We start from the raw sequence: 19,921 nt of genomic DNA, 5'->3' as shown, positions 1-19,921 counted from the left end.
GTTCAATCGGGTTTATTTGGTCGTCAGTTGCAGGTTTTTAGCGGCGGGTTTGCCATCGAAGGTGGTCACGCCTTCAAGCCAGCGTTGCTTGTCTTGCGGGTGATCTTTCAGCCATTGTTTGGCCGATTCGAAGGCGTCCTTGTGATCCAGCAGCGGCTGCATCATCCGGCTCTCGTCTTCGGCGGTGTACGTCAGGTTGCTCAGCAAGCGACCGATGTTCGGGCATTGCTCGGCGTATTTCGGCGCGGTGACGGTCCAGACCGTGGCCATGCCTTCGTTCGGGCCCAGAGCGTCTTCGCTGCCAGTGAGGTAGGTCATCTGCACGTTGACGTTCATCGGATGCGGCGCCCAGCCGAAGAACACCACGGCCTCGTTGCGCCGCACGGCGCGATCCACCGCCGCGAGCATGCCGGCCTCACTGGACTCGACCAACTGGAACTTGCCGAGGCCAAACTGGTTCTTGGCGATCATCGCCTTGATCTGGGTGTTGGCACCCGAACCTGGCTCGATGCCGTAGATTTTGCCGCCCAGTTCCTTTTCAAACTTGGCGATTTCGGCAAAGGTTTTCAGGCCCTTGTCGGCGAGGTAAGTCGGTACGGCGAGGGTGGCGCGGGCGTCTTTCAGGCTTGGCGCCTCAAGCACTTTGACCTGATTGGCCGCGACGAACGGGGTGATGGTCTGGGTCATCAGCGGGTTCCAGTAGCCCAGGAACAAGTCCAGGCGCTGGTCGCGGATCCCGGCGAAGATGATTTGCTGGGATGCGCTGGTTTGTTTGGTGTTGTAGCCGAGGCCATCGAGCAGGACTTGGGTCATGGCACTGGTGGCGATCACGTCGGTCCAGTTCACGACGCCCATGCGCACGTTCTGGCATGAAGCAGGTTCGGCCGCCATGACGCTGGCGCTCAGGAAAGCGGTACCGCTGAGTGCAAGAACACAGCTGCTGATCAGTCGTTTCATCTCAGGTTCCTCGGCAGACGTTATTGTGGGTTCCGGCATCTTTGTGCGCCGGTGATGCCAAGTTACGCAGCTTAAGGCCCGCTAAAGCGCACTACGGCGACCAGCTCTTGCACAGCAGCGACCTGTCCTCTTGAATGCCATCGACAACTGGCGTATCAACGTCAACACGCTACCCGCCAACCGAGTGCGCTCCATGTCCCAGGATTTCTACTTCATGTTGATGCCGGGTTTCTCGGCCATCGGTTTTATCTCGGCCATCGAGCCGCTGCGGGTCGCCAATCGCTTTCGGGGCGAGCTGTACCGCTGGCATGTGCTCAGCGCGGACGGCGGGGCGGTGCTGGCCAGCAACGGCATGTCGGTCAACGCCGATGCGGCGCTGGAACCGCTGAAGAAAGGTGCAACCCTGCTGGTGGTCGCCGGTTTCGAACCGCTGAAATTCGCCACCCCGGCGTTGGAGCACTGGCTGCGCCGCCTGGACAACGAAGGCGTGACCCTCGGCGCCATCGACACCGGCAGTTTCGTGCTCGCCGAAACCGGCCTGCTCGACGGTCATCGCCTGACCCTGCACTGGGAAGCCATCGACGCGTTCAAGGAATCCTATCCGCAGCTCAGCGTCACCCAGGAGTTGTTCGAGATCGACCGCCGACGCATTACCTCCGCCGGCGGCACCGCTTCCATCGACCTGATGCTCGACCTCATCGGTCAGGCCCACGGCCCGGAACTGGCGATCCAGGTCAGCGAACAATTCGTACTCGGCCGCATCCGCCCACGCAAAGACCACCAGCGCATGGAAGTCGCCACGCGTTATGGCATCAGCAACAAAAAACTGGTGCAGGTGATTGGGGAGATGGAGCAGCACAGCGAACCGCCGCTGAGCACGCTTGAGTTGGCTGAATCGATCAAGGTGACTCGGCGGCAACTGGAGCGATTGTTTCGCCTGCATTTGAACGACACGCCAAGCAATTTCTACCTGCGCTTGCGGCTGGAGAAAGCCCGGCAGTTGCTGCGCCAAACCGATATGAGCGTGCTGGAAGTGAGTATCGCGTGCGGGTTTGAATCACCGTCGTATTTCACCCGAAGCTATCGGGCCAAATATGCCCGGTGTCCGCGGGAAGACCGCAGGCGGTTGGGGGATGGGCGGGAGCTGGTCTGAACTTAAGTTTTGACAACACCAGAGAACCCTGTGGGAGCGAGCCTGCTCGCGATGGCGGTCTGTCATTCAAGTTGATGTCGACTGATCCACCGCTATCGCGAGCAGGCTCGCTTCCACAGTTTTGATCTGCTGTGGGCCTTACTTTTTCATCAACGCCGAGCAGGCCGCTTTGAACGCTTCATGCTGATACTTGTTCAGCGTGGCCGGCAGTTCGAAGTCGAATTTCTTGTTCTGCGCATTGATGGTTTGTGGCGACAGCAGCGTGACCTCGCAATTTTCCAGCAACTGAAAAACGCCCTCGATCTTGAACGTGGTCGGCCCACCGGCGAACTCGCCTTTCTTGCTGCGTTTCTTGATCGCAATCCTATCGATGGAGTTCTCGCGTACAAACGACGCTACCTGAGCGGCAAAGACTTTGACGTTCGCGGCTTCATCGTCATCGTCGAGGGCGATTTTCTTGGTGGCCAGGGCGACGTGGCTCAGCACCTGACCGTCGAGAGAGGCCACGGCGATGATGGCTTCGCTGCCTTTGATTTCGATGCCGCAGATTTTCATGTAAATCCCTTTCCTTGTTGGTGGAGTACAGCTTACAGCTCGAGTTGATTGGGCTTGATGCCAAAAGCTACGGCGATTTTTTCGCGAGTGGCCTTGCGGGGTTTGGCAACAGTCTCCTGCTGGGCGACATATGTATGTTTTTACTCCTGCCCAATCGACTCCAAAAACTCCGACCGCTCATCGCTCATCCGCGCGACACAATCATTTTGCGCAATGGTGAACGCCTTGCTACCGGCCGTCGCCGGAAACGCCTCAACCGCGCAATCCGCATCCCGGGTCTTCAGCCACTGCTGTTGAGCAGCCTTGAGCTTGGCGGTGAAGTCGGCCAGTTGCGCCGGGTTCTTGCCGTAGGCCAATTGCATGCGATCGGTCAGGCTGTTGTAGTTCTCTTTCAGCAGGTCTTCGGCGGTGGTTCTGCTGTAGGTCGAGCATTCCAGGGTCTGGACTTCGTTTTCGACTTTGTCGCAGGGGTTGTCGTCGGACTCTTCAGCCGCGTGTGCGCCGGTCGCTATCAGTGCCAAAGCCAGGAAGATCGATTTCATTGCGCCGCCACCCCTTATTCCAGTAAAGCATCCAGTAATGCCGCGAATTCTGGCCCATGCGCAGGCCCTTGAACAGGTGGCTCATGACGTCCGGCGACGACCCTTTGTCGCGGATTGACGCTTTCGGCAAACCCCCTGTCGTTTTTGCACCCGGCTGCCCCCTCCCTCAGGCATATGCTGGCCCCAAAGCGCCGACACACGATTCGGCGCATGAATCGCTAATAGGGGACAGCCTGATGAGCCCAGCCGAATTGCACGCCGACAGCATCGTTATCGACGGTCTGATTATTGCCAAGTGGAACCGTGAGCTGTTCGAAGACATGCGCAAGGGCGGTCTGACCGCGGCCAACTGCACCGTGTCGGTGTGGGAGGGCTTCCAGGCCACTGTCAACAACATCGCCGCCAGCCAGAAGCTGATCCGCGAAAACAGCGACCTGGTGATTCCAGTGCGCACCACCGCCGATATCCGCAAGGCCAAGGAGCAGGGCAAGACCGGCATCCTGTTCGGCTTCCAGAATGCTCACGCCTTTGAGGACCAGATCGGCTACGTCGAGGTGTTCAAGCAGTTGGGCGTCGGTATCGTGCAGATGTGCTACAACACCCAGAACCTGGTTGGCACCGGTTGCTACGAGCGTGATGGCGGCCTGTCGGGTTTCGGTCGTGAAATCGTGGCCGAGATGAACCGCGTCGGCGTCATGTGCGACCTGTCCCACGTGGGTTCGAAAACCTCCGAAGAAGTCATCCTCGAATCCAAGAAGCCGGTCTGCTACTCCCACTGCCTGCCGTCGGGTCTGAAAATTCACCCGCGCAACAAATCCGATGAAGAACTGAAGTTCATCGCCGATCACGGCGGCTTCGTCGGCGTGACCATGTTCGCGCCGTTCCTGGCCAAGGGCATCGATTCGACCATCGACGATTACGCCGAAGCCATCGAATACACCATGAACATCGTCGGCGAAGACGCCATCGGCATCGGCACCGACTTCACCCAGGGCCATGGCCAGGACTTCTTCGAATACCTGACCCATGACAAGGGCTACGCCCGCCGCCTGACCAGCTTCGGCAAGATCATCAACCCGCTGGGCATCCGCACCGTCGGCGAGTTCCCTAACCTGACCGAAACCCTGCTCAAGCGCGGCCATTCCGAGCGCGTGGTGCGCAAGATCATGGGCGAGAACTGGGTCAACGTCTTGAAAGACGTTTGGGGCGAATAAGCCCACTTTGAACAACGATCCCTTGTAGCAGCTGCCGAGGTACGAGGCTGCGTCGGGCTGCGAAGCGGCCCCCGAGGGCGGTCCTACGGACACGCAACGCAGCCTCGTACCTCGGCAGCTGCTACGCAAAACACACAACGAATTTTTCTGGAGTTAAGTTTCCATGGCCAAGATCGCCCCGCAATTGCCAATCGAAGTCGACAGCGAAACCGGTGTCTGGACCTCCGACGCCCTGCCAATGCTGTATGTGCCGCGTCATTTCTTCGTCAACAACCACATGGGCATCGAGGAAGTGCTGGGCGCCGACGCCTACGCCGAAATCCTCTACAAGGCCGGCTACAAATCCGCCTGGCACTGGTGTGAGAAAGAAGCTGAATGCCACGGCCTGGAAGGCGTTGCGGTGTTCGAGCACTACATGAAGCGCCTGTCGCAGCGCGGCTGGGGTCTGTTCAAGATCCAGGACATCGACCTCGACAAGGGCACTGCCAGCGTCAAGCTCGAACACTCGGCGTTCGTCTACGTGTACGGCAAGGTCGGGCGCAAGGTCGACTACATGTTCACTGGCTGGTTTGCCGGTGCCATGGACCAGATTCTGCAAGCCCGCGGCAGCAACATTCGCACGGTTGCCGAACAAGTCTACGGTGGCTCCGAAGAAGGCCACGACGACGGTTTGTTCACCGTCAAGCCGTTGTAAGTCGAGGACCCCGCCATGGCTTTCGAAGCAATGTTCCAGCCGATCCAGATCGGCAAACTGACCATCCGTAACCGTGTGCTCAGCACCGCGCACGCCGAGGTCTACGCCACCGACGGCGGCATGACCACCGACCGGTACGTCAAGTATTACGAAGAGAAAGCCAAGGGCGGGATCGGCCTGGCGATTTGCGGCGGTTCCTCCAGCGTGGCCATCGACAGCCCGCAAGGCTGGTGGAAGTCGGTCAACCTAGCCGACGACCGGATCATTCCGCACTTCCAGAACCTGGCCGATGCCATGCACAAGCATGGCGCCAAGATCATGATCCAGATTACTCACATGGGCCGACGCTCGCGTTGGGACGGCGAGCATTGGCCAACCCTGCTGTCGCCGTCGGGCATCCGTGAGCCGGTGCACCGTGCGACCTGTAAAACCATCGAGCCGGAAGAAATCTGGCGGGTAATCGGCAACTACGCCACTGCGGCTGGCCGCGCCAAGGCCGGTGGCCTGGACGGCGTCGAATTGTCGGCTGTGCACCAGCACATGATCGACCAGTTCTGGAGCCCGCGGGTCAACAAGCGTACCGACGAATGGGGCGGCAGCTTCGAAAACCGCATGCGTTTCGGCCTGGAAGTGATCAAGGCTGTGCGGGCTGAAGTCGGCCCGGATTTCTGCGTCGGCATCCGTCTGTGCGGTGACGAGTTCCACCCGGACGGCTTGTCCCACGAGGACATGAAGCAGATCGCCAAGTACTACGACGACACCGGCATGATCGACTTCATTGGTGTGGTGGGTTCGGGTTGCGACACCCACAACACCCTGGCCAACGTTATTCCGAACATGAGTTATCCACCGGAGCCGTTCCTGCACTTGGCGGCCGGTATCAAGGAAGTGGTGAAGGCCCCGGTTCTGCACGCGCAGAACATCAAGGACCCGAACCAGGCAACCCGTATTCTGGAAGGCGGCTACGTGGACATGGTCGGTATGACCCGCGCCCACATCGCCGACCCGCACCTGATCGCCAAGATCAAAATGGGTCAGGTCGACCAGATCAAACAATGCGTCGGCGCCAACTACTGTATCGACCGTCAATACCAGGGCCTGGACGTGTTGTGCATCCAGAACGCTGCGACCTCCCGTGAATACATGGGCGTGCCGCACATCATCGAGAAGTCGACCGGTGTGAAGCGCAAGGTTGTGGTGGTCGGTGCCGGTCCTGCCGGGATGGAAGCTGCGCGTGTGTCGGCCGAACGTGGCCACGACGTGACCCTGTTCGAGAAGAAAGAATTTATCGGCGGCCAGATCACGACCGCCTCGAAAGCTCCGCAACGGGACCAGATCGCCGGTATCACCCGCTGGTTCCAACTGGAACTGGCGCGTTTGAAAGTTGACCTGCGCCTGGGCGTGGCGGCCGATGCGGCAACCATTCTCGACCTGCGTCCGGACGTGGTGGTGCTCGCCGTCGGCGGCCATCCATTCCTGGAGCAGAACGAGCACTGGGGCGCGGCTGAAGGCCTGGTGGTCAGCAGCTGGGACATCCTCGACGGCAAGGTGGCGCCAGGCAAGAACGTGCTGGTCTACGACACCATTTGCGAGTTCACCGGGATGTCGACGGCCGACTTTCTCGCCGACAAGGGCAGCCAGGTCGAGATCGTCACCGACGACATCAAACCGGGCGTGGCCATCGGCGGTACGTCGTTCCCGACTTACTACCGCAGCATGTACCCCAAAGAAGTGATCATGACCGGCGACATGATGCTGGAGAAGGTTTACCGCGAAGGCGACAAGCTGGTGGCGGTGCTGGAAAACGAATACACCGGCGCCAAAGAGGAGCGGGTGGTGGACCAGGTCGTCGTCGAAAACGGCGTACGTCCGGACGAAGAAATCTACTACGCCCTGAAGGAAGGTTCGCGCAACAAAGGCCAGATGGACATCGAAGCCCTGTTCGCTATCAAGCCGCAACCTTCGCTGAGCCAACCGGGCGACGGCTATTTGCTGTTCCGCATCGGCGACTGCGTGGCGCAGCGCAACACCCACGCGGCGATCTACGACGCCCTGAGGTTGTGCAAGGATTTCTAAGAGCTTGTGGATAACCCTGTGGGAGCGAGCCTGCTCGCGAATGCAATCTGTCAGCCGCCATTGATGTCGACTGACCCACCGCTTTCGCGAGCAGGCTCGCTCCCACAGGAATCGAGCAAGGCATCCAGCTTGTTAAGCCTGCAAGACCCGAGGTCTTTGGGAGCTCCACCATGTTGAACACCCTTCTTCCAATCCTGTTGTTCGCTGCCCTGGGCCTCGCTGTCCTCGGCGCGTTGCGGCGGGTGGCTATGTGGCGCCGAGGCCGGGCTTCGAAAGTCGACCTGATCGGCGGCCTGTTCGCCATGCCTAAACGCTACATGGTCGATTTGCACCATGTCGTCGCGCGGGACAAATACATCGCCAACACACACGTCGCTACGGCTGGCGGTGCGGTGGCGTCCATTGTGCTGGCGATCCTGGTTCACGGTATCGGCCTGCACAATCGCATTCTCGGTGTTGCCCTGTTGATTGCCTCGGCGGTGATGTTCGTCGGTGCGATTTTCATGTTCCTGCGTCGTCGCAACCCACCGGCTCGCCTTTCCAAAGGGCCATGGATGCGTCTGCCGAAAAGCCTGTTGGCGTTCTCTGCGAGCTTCTTCCTGTTGACCCTGCCGGTCGCCGGCATCCTCCCGGAAAACTTCGGCGGCTGGGTGGTGGCGGCGATCCTCGGCGTCGGTGTGCTGTGGGGCGTTAGCGAACTGTTCTTCGGCATGACCTGGGGCGGGCCGATGAAGCACGCCTTCGCCGGTGCTTTGCACCTGGCCTGGCACCGTCGCGCCGAACGCTTTGGTGGCGGCCGTTCCACCGGTTTGAAACCGCTGGACCTGAACGATCCAAACGCGCCACTGGGTGTGGAAAAACCCAAGGATTTCACCTGGAACCAACTGCTCGGCTTCGACGCCTGCGTGCAGTGCGGTAAGTGCGAAGCCGCGTGCCCGGCGTTCGCCGCCGGCCAGCCGCTGAACCCGAAAAAACTGATTCAGGATATGGTCGTTGGCCTGGCCGGTGGCACCGATGCCAAATTCGCCGGCAGCGCGTATCCAGGCAAGGCAATTGGCGAACACGCCGGTAACCCGCATCAACCAATCGTCAACGGTCTGGTGGACGCTGAAACCCTGTGGTCCTGCACCACCTGCCGCGCCTGTGTCGAGGAGTGCCCGATGATGATCGAGCACGTCGACGCCATCGTCGACATGCGCCGCCATCTGACCCTGGAAAAAGGCGCGACCCCGAACAAGGGTGCCGAAGTTCTGGAAAACCTGATCGCCACCGACAACCCTGGCGGCTTCGCCCCGGGTGGGCGGATGAACTGGGCGGCGGATTTGAACCTCAATCTGATGAGCGAGAAGAAATCAGTCGACGTGCTGTTCTGGGTCGGCGACGGTGCCTTCGACATGCGCAACCAGCGCACCTTGCGCGCCTTCGTCAAAGTGCTGAAAGCGGCCAAGGTCGACTTCGCGGTGCTGGGCCTCGAAGAGCGTGACAGCGGTGACGTAGCCCGACGTCTGGGCGACGAAGCCACCTTTCAGTTGTTGGCCAAACGCAACATCCAGACCCTGGCCAAATACAGTTTCAACCGCATCGTCACCTGCGACCCGCACAGCTTCCACGTGCTGAAAAACGAGTACGGCGCCTTCGACGGCAACTACCTCGTGCAGCACCACAGCACCTACATGGCGGAAATTATCGGCGCCGGCGCCCTGAACCTCGGCCAGCACAAAGGCAGCAGCGTGACTTATCACGATCCGTGCTACCTCGGCCGCTACAACGGCGAATACGAGGCACCGCGTGAAGTGCTGCGCGCCCTGGGTATCGAGATCAAGGAAATGCAACGCTCCGGTTTCCGCTCTCGCTGCTGCGGCGGTGGTGGCGGTGCGCCGATCACCGACATTCCGGGCAAGCAACGGATCCCCGACATGCGCATGGAAGACATCCGCGAAACCGGCGCCGAACTGGTGGCCGTGGGTTGTCCACAGTGCACCGCGATGCTCGAAGGCGTGGTCGAACCCCGGCCGCTGATCAAGGACATCGCCGAACTGGTGGCGGACGCGTTGCTCGAAGACGCTGCCCCGAGCAAGCCGACCACACCGGCCCAACGTGAACCTGCGGAGGCCCACTGATGAGCGACATTATCCGCCGCGACCCACGCGCCGAATGGATCGCCCGTAACCGTTTGCACCCGCTGCACGCAGCCATGCAGCCGGCGCAACACAGCTGGATGGGGCCTAACGGCGTCATCCGCAAGAATCCCCATGGCATCGGTTTTATCGGTCCCAATGGCATCAAACGAATCGACCGCAGCGGCGCTCAACAGGGCGGGGCGACCAAACGCTCGGCCGCCGTTGAAGTGCAATTGCCGCTGCATCAAGTGCCTGCACCGGCGTTCTACATAAGCGTGGTGCCGGACATGGTCGGCGGCCGCTTGAGCAGCCACGACCGCGACCTGCTCGGCCTGGCGCACCAATTGGCCGGCAAGGACGGCGCGGTATTGGCCGTGGTCTTCGGCGAACACAAAGAAAACGCCTTTGCCACCGCTGGCGTCGATCGCTTGCTGGTGCTGGAAGGCGACGAATTCAGCGGTTATGCACCGGAACAACGGGTCCAGGGCCTGCGGGCTGTGGATAACCAGTTCAGCCCGCGTCACTGGCTGCTGCCGGACAGCCGCAGCGGCGGTGGTGAATTGGGTCGACGCTTTGCCGCCGCACTGGGCGAACGTCCGGCCACGCGGGTCTGGCAGGTCAAGGATCAGGAATGCATCGGCCGCGCCGGTGCTGGTTTGCAAGACCTTGCGCGCCCGGTCGCTCGCTTGATTCTGGCCGCCGTCGAATGCGCCGAACCGGTCAGCGAAACCCGTCACGAAGCCTTGCCGGTGGAGTTATCCACAGCGGTGGCGCGCAGTCTCTCGCGCATCGAAGATTTGGGCGCAGTGGCAGTGGACCCGGCGGCGATTCCGATGGCCGAAGCCGAATTCATCTTCTCCGGCGGCAACGGGGTCAAGGACTGGGGACTTTTCCACAGGACGGCCGAAGCGTTGGGCGCTACCGAAGGCGCGTCCCGTGTGGCGGTGGACGATGGCTTCATGGCGCGCGATCGCCAAGTCGGTGCGTCCGGCACCTGGGTCACCGCGCGGGTTTACGTGGCGGTAGGGATTTCCGGGGCGATCCAGCACCTGCAAGGCATCGGTGCCTGCGACAAGGTGGTGGCGATCAACATCGACCCTGGCTGCGACATGATCAAACGGGCCGACCTGTCGGTGATCGGCGAGAGCGCCGAGATTCTTCAAGCGTTGATCGACGCGGTAGAGGCTTACCGCAACGAAGCCAAGCGCGATGCGGCTTAAGGAAAGGAAAGGGTTATGAGCACGAAAATCATCAGCCTGGTGTCCATCGGCGCCCATCCGACCTCCGGCCGGCCACGTCGCGCGGAGCAGGATGCGCGGGCGGTGGAGCTGGGCCTGCAACTCGCTGGGGATAACCTGCAAGTGCTGCATGCCGGCGACGTTGCGGAACCGGCGTTGCGCGCTTATCTGGGCATGGGCCTGGAACAGCTGCACGTGCTTGAGCAGCCGGAAGGCGCCGACGCACTGCCGGCATTGACCGCGTATTTGCGTGACGCCGGGGCTCAGGTCGTGCTGACCGGTAGCCAGGCGGAAACCGGCGAAGGCTCGGGCATGTTGCCGTTCCTGCTGGCGGAAAGCCTGGGCTGGCCGCTGGTCGTGGGGCTGGCTCAAGTTGAATCCATCGACGGCAGTTCGGCGCTGGTGCTGCAAGCTTTGCCGCGCGGTCAGCGCCGTCGCCTGAAAGTACGGCTGCCGTTTCTCGCGACTGTGGATAACGCCGCGCCGAAGCCTCGGCAGAGCGCCTACGGCCCCGCCCGACGCGGGGTGTTGCAGGCGGATGAAGTCGAAGTGATCGACGATGAACTGCTGGCGGTCGCCACGCTGCAACCGGCCAAGCCACGGCCTAAACGCTTGAAGGTGATCAAGGCCAAGAGCGGCGCGGACCGGATGAAAGCCGCGACGGCCAAGGCCAGCGGTGGAGGCGGACAAGTGCTTAAAGGGTTGAGTGCCGAGGCGGGGGCTGAGGCGATTCTCAAGTTACTGATCGAAGAAGGCGTGGTCCGCTAGCGATCCTGTGGGGGCGGTAAATGGCAGTTGAATTTCGTTCGGCCCTGCGCGCGGATGCGCGGGAGATTGCTCGCTTGTTCCAGATTTCGTCAGAAGGTGCTGCGGACTACATCTGGAGCCAACTGGCGCAACCCGGTCAGGATTTACTGGACGTGGGCGCCAGTCGGTATGCCCGTGAAGACGTGGATTTTTCCTGGCAGAACTGCCTCATTGCCGAGGCACAGGGAAACGTCATTGGCATGATGCACAGCTACGTGATGCGTCACGATCCGCTGGCACCTCCAGTGACCGATCCGGTTCTGGCGCCGTACGCCAGGATGGAAATCCCCGACACCCTCTATATTTCCAGCCTGGCGCTGCATGAAGGCTGGCGAAACCAGGGCCTTGGCAAGCAATTCCTCGCCTACGCCTACGACCGTGCCAACCAGCTGGGGCTCAATGGCTTGAGCCTGATCGACTACGCGGTGAATACCGGCGCCCGTCGGTTTTATGAGCGGCATGGCTTTCGTATCGTCGATACCTGCCAGATCACACCGCATCCAATGATTCGGGTCACGGGTGAGGCCTATTTGATGTATCGGCCTTAAGGCACGAACCCAATCCCACAGGGTGATGTGTTTATCCACAATCCCTGTTAGCGCTTCTGTGGATAACGTGTTCGCCCATCGCTACACCCCATACAAATCAAGCCCTGAAACCCTTCGTACAAAAAACAACCAGCCTAACTTGCGGTTTTTTCAGGCTTTTTCCTGAGGATAACTTTGGGCGCGAACCAATACTTGCCCCCAATCTCTGTTAGCGCATCTGTGGATAAGATGTTCGCTGTCCTCTACAGGCCATATAAAACGGGCTTATCAGGCTGCTGATCAAAAAACGATCAAATCGTCGTTTTAGGTCAAGAAACTTCGCGCAAACCCCGATTTATCGCGGCTTCCAACGGTTTTCCACAGATCGGCCCAAGTTGCCCCCAAAGTCTGTTGGCGCTTCTGTGGATAAGGTGTTCGCCATCCTCTGCAAGCCACGTATAACGTGCCTTACAAGCTTTCGATCAAAAAGCAACCAATCGCTGCTAAAAACCCTGCTTCTGGATAAGTCACGGATTTTCTTCAGTTTCTGTGGAGAAAGTTTTCCGTAAATCCGCACTTGTCCCCATTTGCTGTGGGCGAAGGTGTGGATAACTTGTTCGCGAACCTCTACAGCCCCATACCAGCGGCAGCTCTAAAGCGATTGATCGACATTTGAACAATAAAAAACCGCGAAGCATGTTCGCGGTTTTTTGTCTCAGCGGATCGGTCAGCCTTGAACCGGAACCCCTTTGAGGTAAGGCGCAGGTTCCGCGCCCAGATTGTTCAGCAAACGCTCGCTGTACCAGTCCACGAAGTTCACCACGCCAAACTCATAGGTCTTGGAGTAAGGGCCTGGCTGGTAAGCCGTGGAGTTGATGCCGCGCTGGTTCTCTTCGGCCAGGCGACGGTCCTGGTCGTTGGTCGCATCCCAGACCTGGCGCATGCGCTCCACGTCGTAGTCCACGCCTTCGACCGCGTCCTTGTGGACGATCCACTTGGTGGTGACCATGGTTTCCTGCGCGCTGATCGGCCACACGGTGAACACGATGATGTGGTCGCCCATGCAGTGGTTCCAGGAGTGCGGCAGGTGCAGGATGCGCATCGAGCCCAGGTCCGGGTTTTTGATCCGGCCCATGAGTTTGGCGCAGCCCTGTTTGCCGTCCAGGGTCATCGACACGGTGCCCTTGAGCAGCGGCATGCGCACGATGCGGTTACGCAGGCCGAAGCTGGCGTGGGCGTAAGGGATCTTCTCGGCTTCCCAGGCAGCGGCGGAGGCGGCGACGTGGTCCTTGAAAGCCTGGTCGGCGCGCGGGTCGGTAACGTCGTCCCATTCCAGCAGGGATTTCAGCAGTTCCGGGTGCGACGCGTTGCAGTGGTAGCACTCGCGATTGTTTTCCAGCACCAGTTTCCAGTTGGCCTTTTCAATCAAGGTGGTGGTGATCGCCACCTTGGTGTTCTCCATGTCGTACGGTTCCATGTAATGGTTCAGCGTCGACAGGAAGTCATCAATGGCCGGCGGGTTCTCCGACAGGCTGATGAAGATGTAGCCGCCGGCAGTCTTCACGTTTACCGGTTTGAGGCCGTACTGCTTCATGTCGAAGTCGGCGCCCATCTCGGTGCCGGCAAACAGCAGGCGGCCGTCCAGTTCGTACGTCCACTGGTGGTAGTGGCAGACCAGTTTGGCGACCTTGCCTTTTTCACTGGTGCACAGCCGCGAACCACGGTGACGGCAGACGTTGTGGAACGCATGGATCACGCCTTCGGCGCCGCGAATCACGATGATCGGGTTCTTGCCGACTTGCAGGGTCAGGTAGTTGCCCTTGGTCGGGATTTCGCAGGCCATGCCGGCGATCAACCACTCTTTCTGGAAGATTTCCTGCATGTCGATTTCAAACAGCCGCTCGTCAGAGTAAAACGGCTGCGGCAGCGAGAAAGTGCGCTCGCGCTCTTGCAGCATCTGCGCGGTGGCCTTGCGTGCGGGTTCCAGCGGATCGCCCAGGCTGATTTTTGCGGTGACGTCCATCGATTTGATCCTCAAGGCCATTCTGTGTGGCCGGCGAAAGTGGCTAATCAGGTGTGCTGCTCAGGGTTGCTACGCAAGGTGTAAAGATTGTGTATTGGTATGGGGCGAGTGTGGGGCCGGCGCTGCCCAGAACCTTATCCACGAGCGACATGGCCCACTCTGTTCCCGACGCGCAACCCCCGGTAGATGCAGGCTGGTCGCGATAAGTATGTGAATGTCGCAGATAGGTAAATGGGTGGTTCGCACGTTACGCAGAATCGCCAACATAAGGCCGACCATCGGCGGTGGAGAACAGCATGTCCAACAGCTTCCTGAATCCGGTAACCACCCAGACCTGGGCCAATGGTCGACACATCGTCCGTTGCGTCAAAGTCATCCAGGAAACCTGGGACGTGCGCACCTTCTGCTTTATGGCCGACCAGCCAATCCTGTTCTTCTTCAAGCCGGGGCAATTCGTCACCCTGGAACTGGAAATCGAAGGCGTGCCGATCATGCGCTCCTACACCATTTCCAGCTCGCCGTCGGTGCCCTACAGCTTTTCGGTGACCATCAAGCGCGTACCGGGCGGCAAGGTCTCCAACTGGCTGCACGACACCCTGCATGAAGGCCAGGAGCTGGCGGTGCACGGGCCGGTCGGGTTGTTCAACGCCATGGACTTCACCGCGCCGAAGGTGCTGTACCTCAGCGGTGGCGTCGGTATAACGCCAGTCATGTCGATGGCTCGCTGGTTCTATGACACCAACGGCAACGTCGACATGGTGTTTATCCACAGCGCCCGTTCGCCCAAAGACATCATTTACCACCGCGAGCTGGAACACATGGCGTCGCGGATCGATAACTTCAGCCTGCACCTGATCTGCGAGAAGCATGGTCTGGGTGAGCCGTGGGCCGGTTATCGCGGTTACCTGAACCACAAGATGCTGGAGCTGATGGCGCCGGACTTCCTTGAACGGGAAGTTTTCTGCTGTGGCCCGACGCCGTATATGACTGCGGTCAAGCGCATGCTGGAAGCGGTTGGCTTCGACATGTCGCGTTATCACGAGGAATCCTTCGGTGCTACACCACCGGAAGCCCGTGCCGATGCGGTGGAACAAGCCGAAATCGCCGCAGACGCACCGGACATCGACGTGGCGGACCTGCACCAGGTGGAATTCACCGCGTCCGGGAAAAGCATTCGAGTTGCTCCGGGTGAAACCGTTCACGCCGCCGCTGCCAAGTTGGGGCTGTTGATTCCGAAGGCTTGCGGGATGGGGATCTGCGGGACGTGCAAGGTGATGAAGCTGGGTGGCGAGGTCGAGATGGACCACAACGGCGGGATCACCGAGGAAGACGAAGCGGAAGGGTTCATTCTTTCGTGCTGCAGCGTGCCGAAGGGTGATGTGCGCATCGAGTTTTGATGTGAGGCTGGAAGGTTAATTAACTTCAAGATCCACCCCTCACCCCAGCCCTCTCCCCAGTGGGGAGAGGGGGAAAGGGGGCAGATCTTCAAGCTTTTCAAACCTGAGCTCGACTCGATATTTCAGGTCGATGTAACTCGAATGAGCGCCTCGGTCAGTCCCCTCGCCCTTTGGGAGAGGGTTAGGGTGAGGGGCGGATCTTACTGACACCCTAAACCACTCAGTCGACAAACAGGTCCGGCATCAGCGGGTCGGTGGTGTCAGGCGCGAACCGATACTGTTCAAAATCCGTCACCCCGTGTTCACCCAGAATTTCCTCATCAATCAGCAATCGCCCAGTAATGCTGCGACCGCTGCTGCTCAGAATCACATGGGCGGCATCCGCCATGATCGCGGGCGTACGCGCATGCTTGAACGACTCCCGTGACCCCAACTGAAATTCAATGGCGGCAGTGGCGATCATGGTTTGCGGCCACAACGAATTGACGCTGATGCCGTAGTTTTTGAATTCCTCGCTCATGCCCAATGTCAGCATGCTCATGCCGTATTTGGTCACCGTGTAGGGGCTGTACTGGGCAAACCATTTGCTCGCCAGATTCAGTGGCGGGGAAATGCTCAGGATATGTCCGCCGCTTTTCTTCAGATAGGGCAGGGCGGCCTGGCTGCACAGGAGTACGGCGCGGGTGTTGATCTGGTGCATCAGGTCGAAGCGCTTGAGTTCGATGTGCTGGACTCCGGTCAACTTGATTGCCCCGGCGTTGTTGATCAGTGCATCAATGGCGCCGAAATGTTCATGGGCCTGGGCCAGTGCCTCACGCACCGCGACTTCATCACGCACATCCACCTGCAAGGCCAGCGCCTTTCCGCCCGCGGCTTCGACTTCCTTCGCCACGCTGAAAATCGTGCCCGGCAACTTGGGGTGCGGCTCGGCGCTTTTGGCAGCAATCACAATGTTGGCCCCGTCCCGCGCAGCCCGCAGCGCGATCTCACGACCAATCCCTCGGCTGGCGCCGGTGATGAACAGGGTTTTGCCTTTCAATGACATGCGTGCGCTCCTGATTGTTGTTATCTGGGCGGATCAAAACAGCTCGCAGTCAATGTAGACCAACTCTCCAGCCTCCACTGATCGTTCCCCCGCAGAGGGTGGGAACGATCATGTCGGTGAGGTTACCGGGACATGACTTCGCGAATATCCGTCGCCAATTCCCGTACGCGTTCTTCTTCGGTGTCCCACGAGCACATGAAGCGTGCGCCGCCGTTGCCGATGAAGGTGTAGAAGCGCCAGCCCTTGGTCGTCAGTGCAGCGATGGCTGGTTCCGAGAGTTGCAGGAACACGCCGTTGGCCTGCACCGGGAACATCAGTTCCACGCCAGGAATATCGCTCACCAGTTCAGCCAACAGTTGGGCGCAGTGGTTGGCGTGGCGGGCGTATTTGAGCCAGGCGTCGTTTTCCAGAATCCCGACCCACGGCGCCGACAGGAAACGCATCTTCGAGGCCAGTTGCCCGGCCTGTTTGCAGCGGTAATCGAAGTCTTCGGCCAGTTTGTGGTTGAAAAACAGAATCGCTTCCCCCACCGCCATGCCGTTTTTCGTGCCGCCGAAGCACAACACGTCGACGCCGGCCTTCCAGGTCAGGTCGGCCGGCGAGCAGCCAAGGAAAGCGCAGGCGTTGGAGAAGCGCGCGCCGTCCATGTGCAGGTTCAGGCCGAGCTCTTTGCAGGTGGCGCTGATGGCGCGGATTTCTTCCGGGGTGTAGACGCTGCCGACTTCGGTGGCCTGAGTCAGGGTCACGACGCGCGGTTTCGGGTAGTGGATGTCCTGGCGCTTGAGCGCGATTTCGCGGATCGATTCCGGGGTCAGCTTGCCGTTTTCAGTGCGGGCGATGAGCAGCTTGGAACCGTTGGAAAAGAATTCCGGTGCGCCGCATTCGTCGGTTTCGACGTGGGCGGTTTCCGAACAGATCACGCTGTGGTAACTCTGGCACAGCGACGACAGGGCCAGGGAGTTGGCCGCGGTGCCGTTGAAAGCGAAGAATACTTCGCAGTCGGTTTCGAACAGTTTGCGGAAATCGTCGGACGCGCGTGCGGTCCACTCGTCGTCGCCATAGGCGCGTTGGTGGCCGTGGTTGGCCTGTTCCATGGCGGCCCAGGCTTCAGGGCAGATACCGGAATAGTTGTCGCTGGCGAATTGTTGGCTCTTATCGGTCATGGCCGGCTTCCGTGGTCGAGGCTCTTATGGTGAAGAGCTTCGTGGTCAATGATGGTGCGCACTTTACCCAAGATCGTCAGGAGAGCACACGCGATGATGCTGTCAGAAAAATACAAAGACGCCGGGCAATTATGCACATGACGCAAAGGGATGGGGCACTGGACCTGCTCAAGTGGCTGGCGCTGTTGAGCATGGTGCTCGATCACCTGCGATATATCGGTTATTCCGTCGATATTCTGTATGTTCCGGGCAGGCTGGCCTTTCCGTGGTTCTGTCTGGCGATGGCCGCAAACCTGGCGCGGGCACGCGCCGTGACGACCGATGGTCAGTGGCGGTATCTGGGCTGGTTGCTGCTGTTTAGCGCCATCAGCGAAATTCCCTACCGGATGTACATTCCTGATCCCGTCACCTTGAACGTGCTGCCCACATTGGCGCTGGGATTGCTGGTGGCCCGTGGCTGGCAGGATCGAACTCTGCAAACGCGACTGTTGGCGGCAGGCGCCTTGCTGCTGGCGGCGCTGTTCCCGGAACGGCTGATGTTCGGCTTCTTCGGTGTGTTGTTGCCACTGGCGATGTTGCTGGTGATCAAGCGTTCCTGGTACTTCAGCCTGTTGCCGGGATTAGTCTGTCTGGCAGCCAATCAGTGGCCAGTGCTGTATTCCTCCGCGCGGTTTCACAATGTTGAAGCCATCCTCGGCATCGCCGCTTGTCTGATCGCGCCATTGCTGGGGCTGGTCTTGTTGCGACATGCCGGGCGTCTCAAGCCGCCGCCGATGCGCCGTTGGGCGTATGCGTTGTATCCGCTGCATTTTCTGTTGTTGCTCGCAGTGCGACAGACAATCGCCTAACCCCCGTGGGAGCGGGCTTGCTCGCGAATGCGTCAGGTCAGTCAGCATCAGTGGTGGATGACACACCGCATTCGCGAGCAAGCCCGCTCCCACAGGGGATCCTGGCTACTTCAAGGACAGTGTTCCGTCAGCCATTTCGGTTCATGTCGTAAACGCACCTTTGCGTGGCGTCCGTAGGCATTTGGCCTGTCTGCGCCGGTCATACCATCGCATTCAAAGGGCACTGTCGAAATACCAGTGCCTCACCGAGACGAATGGCGCACCGCCGCCGCTGGGAGAGACGCGATGTTCAGCAAGCAAGACCAGATCCAGGGTTACGACGATGCACTGCTGGCGGCGATGAATGCCGAGGAGCAACGCCAGGAAGATCACATCGAGCTGATCGCGTCAGAGAACTACACCAGCAAACGCGTCATGGAAGCGCAAGGCAGTGGCCTGACCAACAAATACGCCGAAGGCTATCCGGGCAAGCGCTACTACGGCGGCTGCGAGCACGTCGACAAGGTTGAAGCGCTGGCCATCGAACGCGCCAAGCAGCTGTTCGGTGCCGACTACGCCAACGTGCAGCCGCACTCCGGCTCTTCGGCCAACAGCGCCGTGTATCTGGCCCTGATCCAGCCTGGCGACACCATTCTGGGCATGAGCCTGGCCCACGGCGGTCACCTGACCCACGGCGCCAAAGTGTCGTCCTCGGGCAAGCTGTACAACGCCGTGCAGTACGGCATCGACACCAAAACCGGTCTGATCGACTACGACGAAGTCGAGCGGCTGGCCGTCGAATGCAAGCCGAAGATGATCGTCGCTGGCTTCTCGGCCTATTCCAAGACCCTCGACTTCCCGCGCTTCCGTCAGATTGCCGACAAAGTTGGTGCCCTGCTGTTCGTCGACATGGCCCACGTCGCAGGTCTGGTCGCTGCCGGCCTGTACCCGAACCCGCTGCCTTACGCCGACGTTGTGACCACCACCACCCACAAGACCCTGCGCGGTCCGCGTGGCGGCCTGATCCTGGCCAAGTCCAACGAAGAAATCGAGAAGAAGCTCAACGCCGCAGTCTTCCCCGGTGCCCAGGGCGGCCCGCTGATGCACGTCATCGCTGGTAAAGCGGTGTGCTTCAAGGAAGCGCTGGAGTCAGGTTTCAAGGCTTACCAGCAACAAGTGATCGACAACGCCCAGGCCATGGCCGGCGTATTTATCAAACGCGGCTACGATGTAGTGTCCGGCGGCACCGATAACCACCTGTTCCTGGTCAGCCTGATCCGTCAGGGCCTCACCGGCAAAGAGGCGGATGCAGCACTCGGTCGCGCCCACATCACCGTGAACAAGAACGCTGTCCCGAACGATCCACAGTCGCCGTTCGTGACCTCCGGCCTGCGCATCGGCACCCCGGCGGTGACCACTCGCGGCTTCAAGGTTACCCAGTGCGTTACGCTTGCCGGCTGGATCTGCGACATCCTCGACAACCTCGGCGACGCCGATGTCGAGGCCAATGTCGCGCAGCAAGTTTCGGCCCTGTGCGCGGACTTCCCGGTTTATCGCTGAGCGCGGTTTTGGAGTAAATGACT

General features: G+C 60.1%; 17 protein-coding genes and 2 pseudogenes. 12 read left to right on the top strand and 7 right to left on the bottom strand.

Annotated features, from left to right (window positions below; genetic code table 11):
- Window positions 1–12: 12 nt before the first annotated feature.
- Complete coding sequence (choX, locus tag QFW87_RS27265) at window positions 13–957, bottom strand: choline ABC transporter substrate-binding protein (RefSeq protein ID WP_283189295.1); 945 nt, start codon at window positions 955–957, stop codon at window positions 13–15.
- 193 nt (window positions 958–1,150) lie between these two features.
- Between choX and QFW87_RS27260 the strand changes: the two genes are divergently transcribed.
- Window positions 1,151–2,110 carry a GlxA family transcriptional regulator gene (locus tag QFW87_RS27260; protein ID WP_283184642.1) on the top strand — a complete coding sequence of 320 codons (960 nt, stop codon included), beginning with the start codon at window positions 1,151–1,153 and terminating at the stop codon, window positions 2,108–2,110.
- Between the two features lie 138 nt (window positions 2,111–2,248).
- Here QFW87_RS27260 and QFW87_RS27255 read toward each other — a convergent pair whose 3' ends face one another.
- From QFW87_RS27255 to QFW87_RS27245, 3 genes and pseudogenes are all read right to left on the bottom strand, one after another.
- Entirely contained in the window at window positions 2,249–2,665 is a 417-nt protein-coding gene (locus tag QFW87_RS27255) for a DUF3010 family protein (RefSeq protein WP_283181967.1), read from the bottom strand.
- 32 nt (window positions 2,666–2,697) lie between these two features.
- Window positions 2,698–2,790 (bottom strand): annotated as a pseudogene (locus tag QFW87_RS27250) (transcriptional regulator); the annotation flags it as partial.
- Between the two features lie 15 nt (window positions 2,791–2,805).
- Entirely contained in the window at window positions 2,806–3,207 is a 402-nt protein-coding gene (locus QFW87_RS27245) for a DUF1311 domain-containing protein (protein WP_283189294.1), read from the bottom strand.
- A gap of 236 nt (window positions 3,208–3,443) precedes the next feature.
- On the opposite strand from QFW87_RS27245, the gene QFW87_RS27240 reads away from it, so the two are divergent.
- From QFW87_RS27240 to QFW87_RS27210, 7 genes are all read left to right on the top strand, one after another.
- Window positions 3,444–4,421 carry a dipeptidase gene (locus tag QFW87_RS27240; protein WP_008033250.1) on the top strand — a complete coding sequence of 326 codons (978 nt, stop codon included), beginning with the start codon at window positions 3,444–3,446 and terminating at the stop codon, window positions 4,419–4,421.
- 163 nt (window positions 4,422–4,584) lie between these two features.
- Entirely contained in the window at window positions 4,585–5,115 is a 531-nt protein-coding gene (locus QFW87_RS27235; RefSeq protein WP_003194877.1) for a DUF5943 domain-containing protein, read from the top strand.
- Between the two features lie 15 nt (window positions 5,116–5,130).
- Window positions 5,131–7,191: a dimethylglycine demethylation protein DgcA gene (dgcA, locus tag QFW87_RS27230; protein ID WP_140674822.1), complete on the top strand. Its 2,061-nt coding sequence runs from the start codon at window positions 5,131–5,133 to the stop codon at window positions 7,189–7,191.
- A gap of 170 nt (window positions 7,192–7,361) precedes the next feature.
- Entirely contained in the window at window positions 7,362–9,311 is a 1,950-nt protein-coding gene (dgcB, locus tag QFW87_RS27225; protein WP_283181964.1) for a dimethylglycine demethylation protein DgcB, read from the top strand.
- Window positions 9,311–10,531, top strand: coding sequence for an electron transfer flavoprotein subunit alpha/FixB family protein (locus tag QFW87_RS27220; protein WP_283189293.1), 1,221 nt, complete (start codon window positions 9,311–9,313; stop codon window positions 10,529–10,531). Before dgcB ends, QFW87_RS27220 begins: the two co-directional genes overlap by 1 nt.
- A gap of 15 nt (window positions 10,532–10,546) precedes the next feature.
- Window positions 10,547–11,317 carry an electron transfer flavoprotein subunit beta gene (locus QFW87_RS27215; protein ID WP_283181963.1) on the top strand — a complete coding sequence of 257 codons (771 nt, stop codon included), beginning with the start codon at window positions 10,547–10,549 and terminating at the stop codon, window positions 11,315–11,317.
- 20 nt (window positions 11,318–11,337) lie between these two features.
- The gene (locus tag QFW87_RS27210; protein ID WP_283181962.1) at window positions 11,338–11,904 is read left to right on the top strand and encodes a GNAT family N-acetyltransferase; all 567 of its coding nucleotides are present in this window, start codon (window positions 11,338–11,340) and stop codon (window positions 11,902–11,904) included.
- A gap of 706 nt (window positions 11,905–12,610) precedes the next feature.
- On the opposite strand, the gene gbcA is transcribed toward QFW87_RS27210, so the two are convergent.
- Entirely contained in the window at window positions 12,611–13,906 is a 1,296-nt protein-coding gene (gbcA, locus tag QFW87_RS27205) for a glycine-betaine demethylase subunit GbcA (protein WP_283189292.1), read from the bottom strand.
- A 296-nt stretch (window positions 13,907–14,202) separates the two neighbouring features.
- Here gbcA and gbcB point away from each other — a divergent pair, with 296 nt between their 5' ends.
- Window positions 14,203–15,303: a glycine-betaine demethylase subunit GbcB gene (gene gbcB / locus QFW87_RS27200; RefSeq protein WP_131060653.1), complete on the top strand. Its 1,101-nt coding sequence runs from the start codon at window positions 14,203–14,205 to the stop codon at window positions 15,301–15,303.
- Window positions 15,304–15,523: 220 nt separating this feature from the next.
- On the opposite strand, the gene QFW87_RS27195 is transcribed toward gbcB, so the two are convergent.
- Complete coding sequence (locus QFW87_RS27195; protein ID WP_283181960.1) at window positions 15,524–16,348, bottom strand: NAD(P)-dependent oxidoreductase; 825 nt, start codon at window positions 16,346–16,348, stop codon at window positions 15,524–15,526.
- Window positions 16,349–16,470: 122 nt separating this feature from the next.
- Window positions 16,471–17,511: a low specificity L-threonine aldolase gene (locus QFW87_RS27190; protein ID WP_283189291.1), complete on the bottom strand. Its 1,041-nt coding sequence runs from the start codon at window positions 17,509–17,511 to the stop codon at window positions 16,471–16,473.
- A gap of 131 nt (window positions 17,512–17,642) precedes the next feature.
- Here QFW87_RS27190 and QFW87_RS27185 point away from each other — a divergent pair, with 131 nt between their 5' ends.
- From QFW87_RS27185 to glyA, 3 genes and pseudogenes are all read left to right on the top strand, one after another.
- Window positions 17,643–18,359: a TraX family protein gene (locus QFW87_RS27185; protein WP_283181959.1), complete on the top strand. Its 717-nt coding sequence runs from the start codon at window positions 17,643–17,645 to the stop codon at window positions 18,357–18,359.
- 5 nt (window positions 18,360–18,364) lie between these two features.
- Window positions 18,365–18,454, top strand: a pseudogene (locus QFW87_RS27180) (metal ABC transporter ATP-binding protein); the annotation flags it as partial.
- Between the two features lie 190 nt (window positions 18,455–18,644).
- A complete protein-coding gene (gene glyA, locus QFW87_RS27175; RefSeq protein ID WP_283189290.1) occupies window positions 18,645–19,898 on the top strand; it encodes a serine hydroxymethyltransferase in 1,254 nt (417 codons plus the stop codon).
- The last annotated feature ends 23 nt before the right edge of the window (window positions 19,899–19,921 follow it).

Origin of the sequence: Pseudomonas sp. PMCC200344 (genome assembly GCF_030053095.1) — a bacterium.
GTDB lineage: Bacteria > Pseudomonadota > Gammaproteobacteria > Pseudomonadales > Pseudomonadaceae > Aquipseudomonas > Aquipseudomonas svalbardensis.
The sequence above is the reverse complement of the archived record's forward strand: the minus strand, read 5'-3'. Positions and strand labels throughout refer to the sequence as shown.

What these genes read in the sequence shown, in the direction of transcription:
- choX (WP_283189295.1), bottom strand. Translation starts at nt 957, where the DNA reads ATGAAACGACTGATCAGCAGCTGTGTTCTTGCACTCAGCGGTACCGCT.
- QFW87_RS27260 (WP_283184642.1), top strand. Translation starts at nt 1,151, where the DNA reads ATGTCCCAGGATTTCTACTTCATGTTGATGCCGGGTTTCTCGGCCATC.
- QFW87_RS27255 (WP_283181967.1), bottom strand. Translation starts at nt 2,665, where the DNA reads ATGAAAATCTGCGGCATCGAAATCAAAGGCAGCGAAGCCATCATCGCC.
- QFW87_RS27245 (WP_283189294.1), bottom strand. Translation starts at nt 3,207, where the DNA reads ATGAAATCGATCTTCCTGGCTTTGGCACTGATAGCGACCGGCGCACAC.
- QFW87_RS27240 (WP_008033250.1), top strand. Translation starts at nt 3,444, where the DNA reads ATGAGCCCAGCCGAATTGCACGCCGACAGCATCGTTATCGACGGTCTG.
- QFW87_RS27235 (WP_003194877.1), top strand. Translation starts at nt 4,585, where the DNA reads ATGGCCAAGATCGCCCCGCAATTGCCAATCGAAGTCGACAGCGAAACC.
- dgcA (WP_140674822.1), top strand. Translation starts at nt 5,131, where the DNA reads ATGGCTTTCGAAGCAATGTTCCAGCCGATCCAGATCGGCAAACTGACC.
- dgcB (WP_283181964.1), top strand. Translation starts at nt 7,362, where the DNA reads ATGTTGAACACCCTTCTTCCAATCCTGTTGTTCGCTGCCCTGGGCCTC.
- QFW87_RS27220 (WP_283189293.1), top strand. Translation starts at nt 9,311, where the DNA reads ATGAGCGACATTATCCGCCGCGACCCACGCGCCGAATGGATCGCCCGT.
- QFW87_RS27215 (WP_283181963.1), top strand. Translation starts at nt 10,547, where the DNA reads ATGAGCACGAAAATCATCAGCCTGGTGTCCATCGGCGCCCATCCGACC.
- QFW87_RS27210 (WP_283181962.1), top strand. Translation starts at nt 11,338, where the DNA reads ATGGCAGTTGAATTTCGTTCGGCCCTGCGCGCGGATGCGCGGGAGATT.
- gbcA (WP_283189292.1), bottom strand. Translation starts at nt 13,906, where the DNA reads ATGGACGTCACCGCAAAAATCAGCCTGGGCGATCCGCTGGAACCCGCA.
- gbcB (WP_131060653.1), top strand. Translation starts at nt 14,203, where the DNA reads ATGTCCAACAGCTTCCTGAATCCGGTAACCACCCAGACCTGGGCCAAT.
- QFW87_RS27195 (WP_283181960.1), bottom strand. Translation starts at nt 16,348, where the DNA reads ATGTCATTGAAAGGCAAAACCCTGTTCATCACCGGCGCCAGCCGAGGG.
- QFW87_RS27190 (WP_283189291.1), bottom strand. Translation starts at nt 17,511, where the DNA reads ATGACCGATAAGAGCCAACAATTCGCCAGCGACAACTATTCCGGTATC.
- QFW87_RS27185 (WP_283181959.1), top strand. Translation starts at nt 17,643, where the DNA reads ATGCACATGACGCAAAGGGATGGGGCACTGGACCTGCTCAAGTGGCTG.
- glyA (WP_283189290.1), top strand. Translation starts at nt 18,645, where the DNA reads ATGTTCAGCAAGCAAGACCAGATCCAGGGTTACGACGATGCACTGCTG.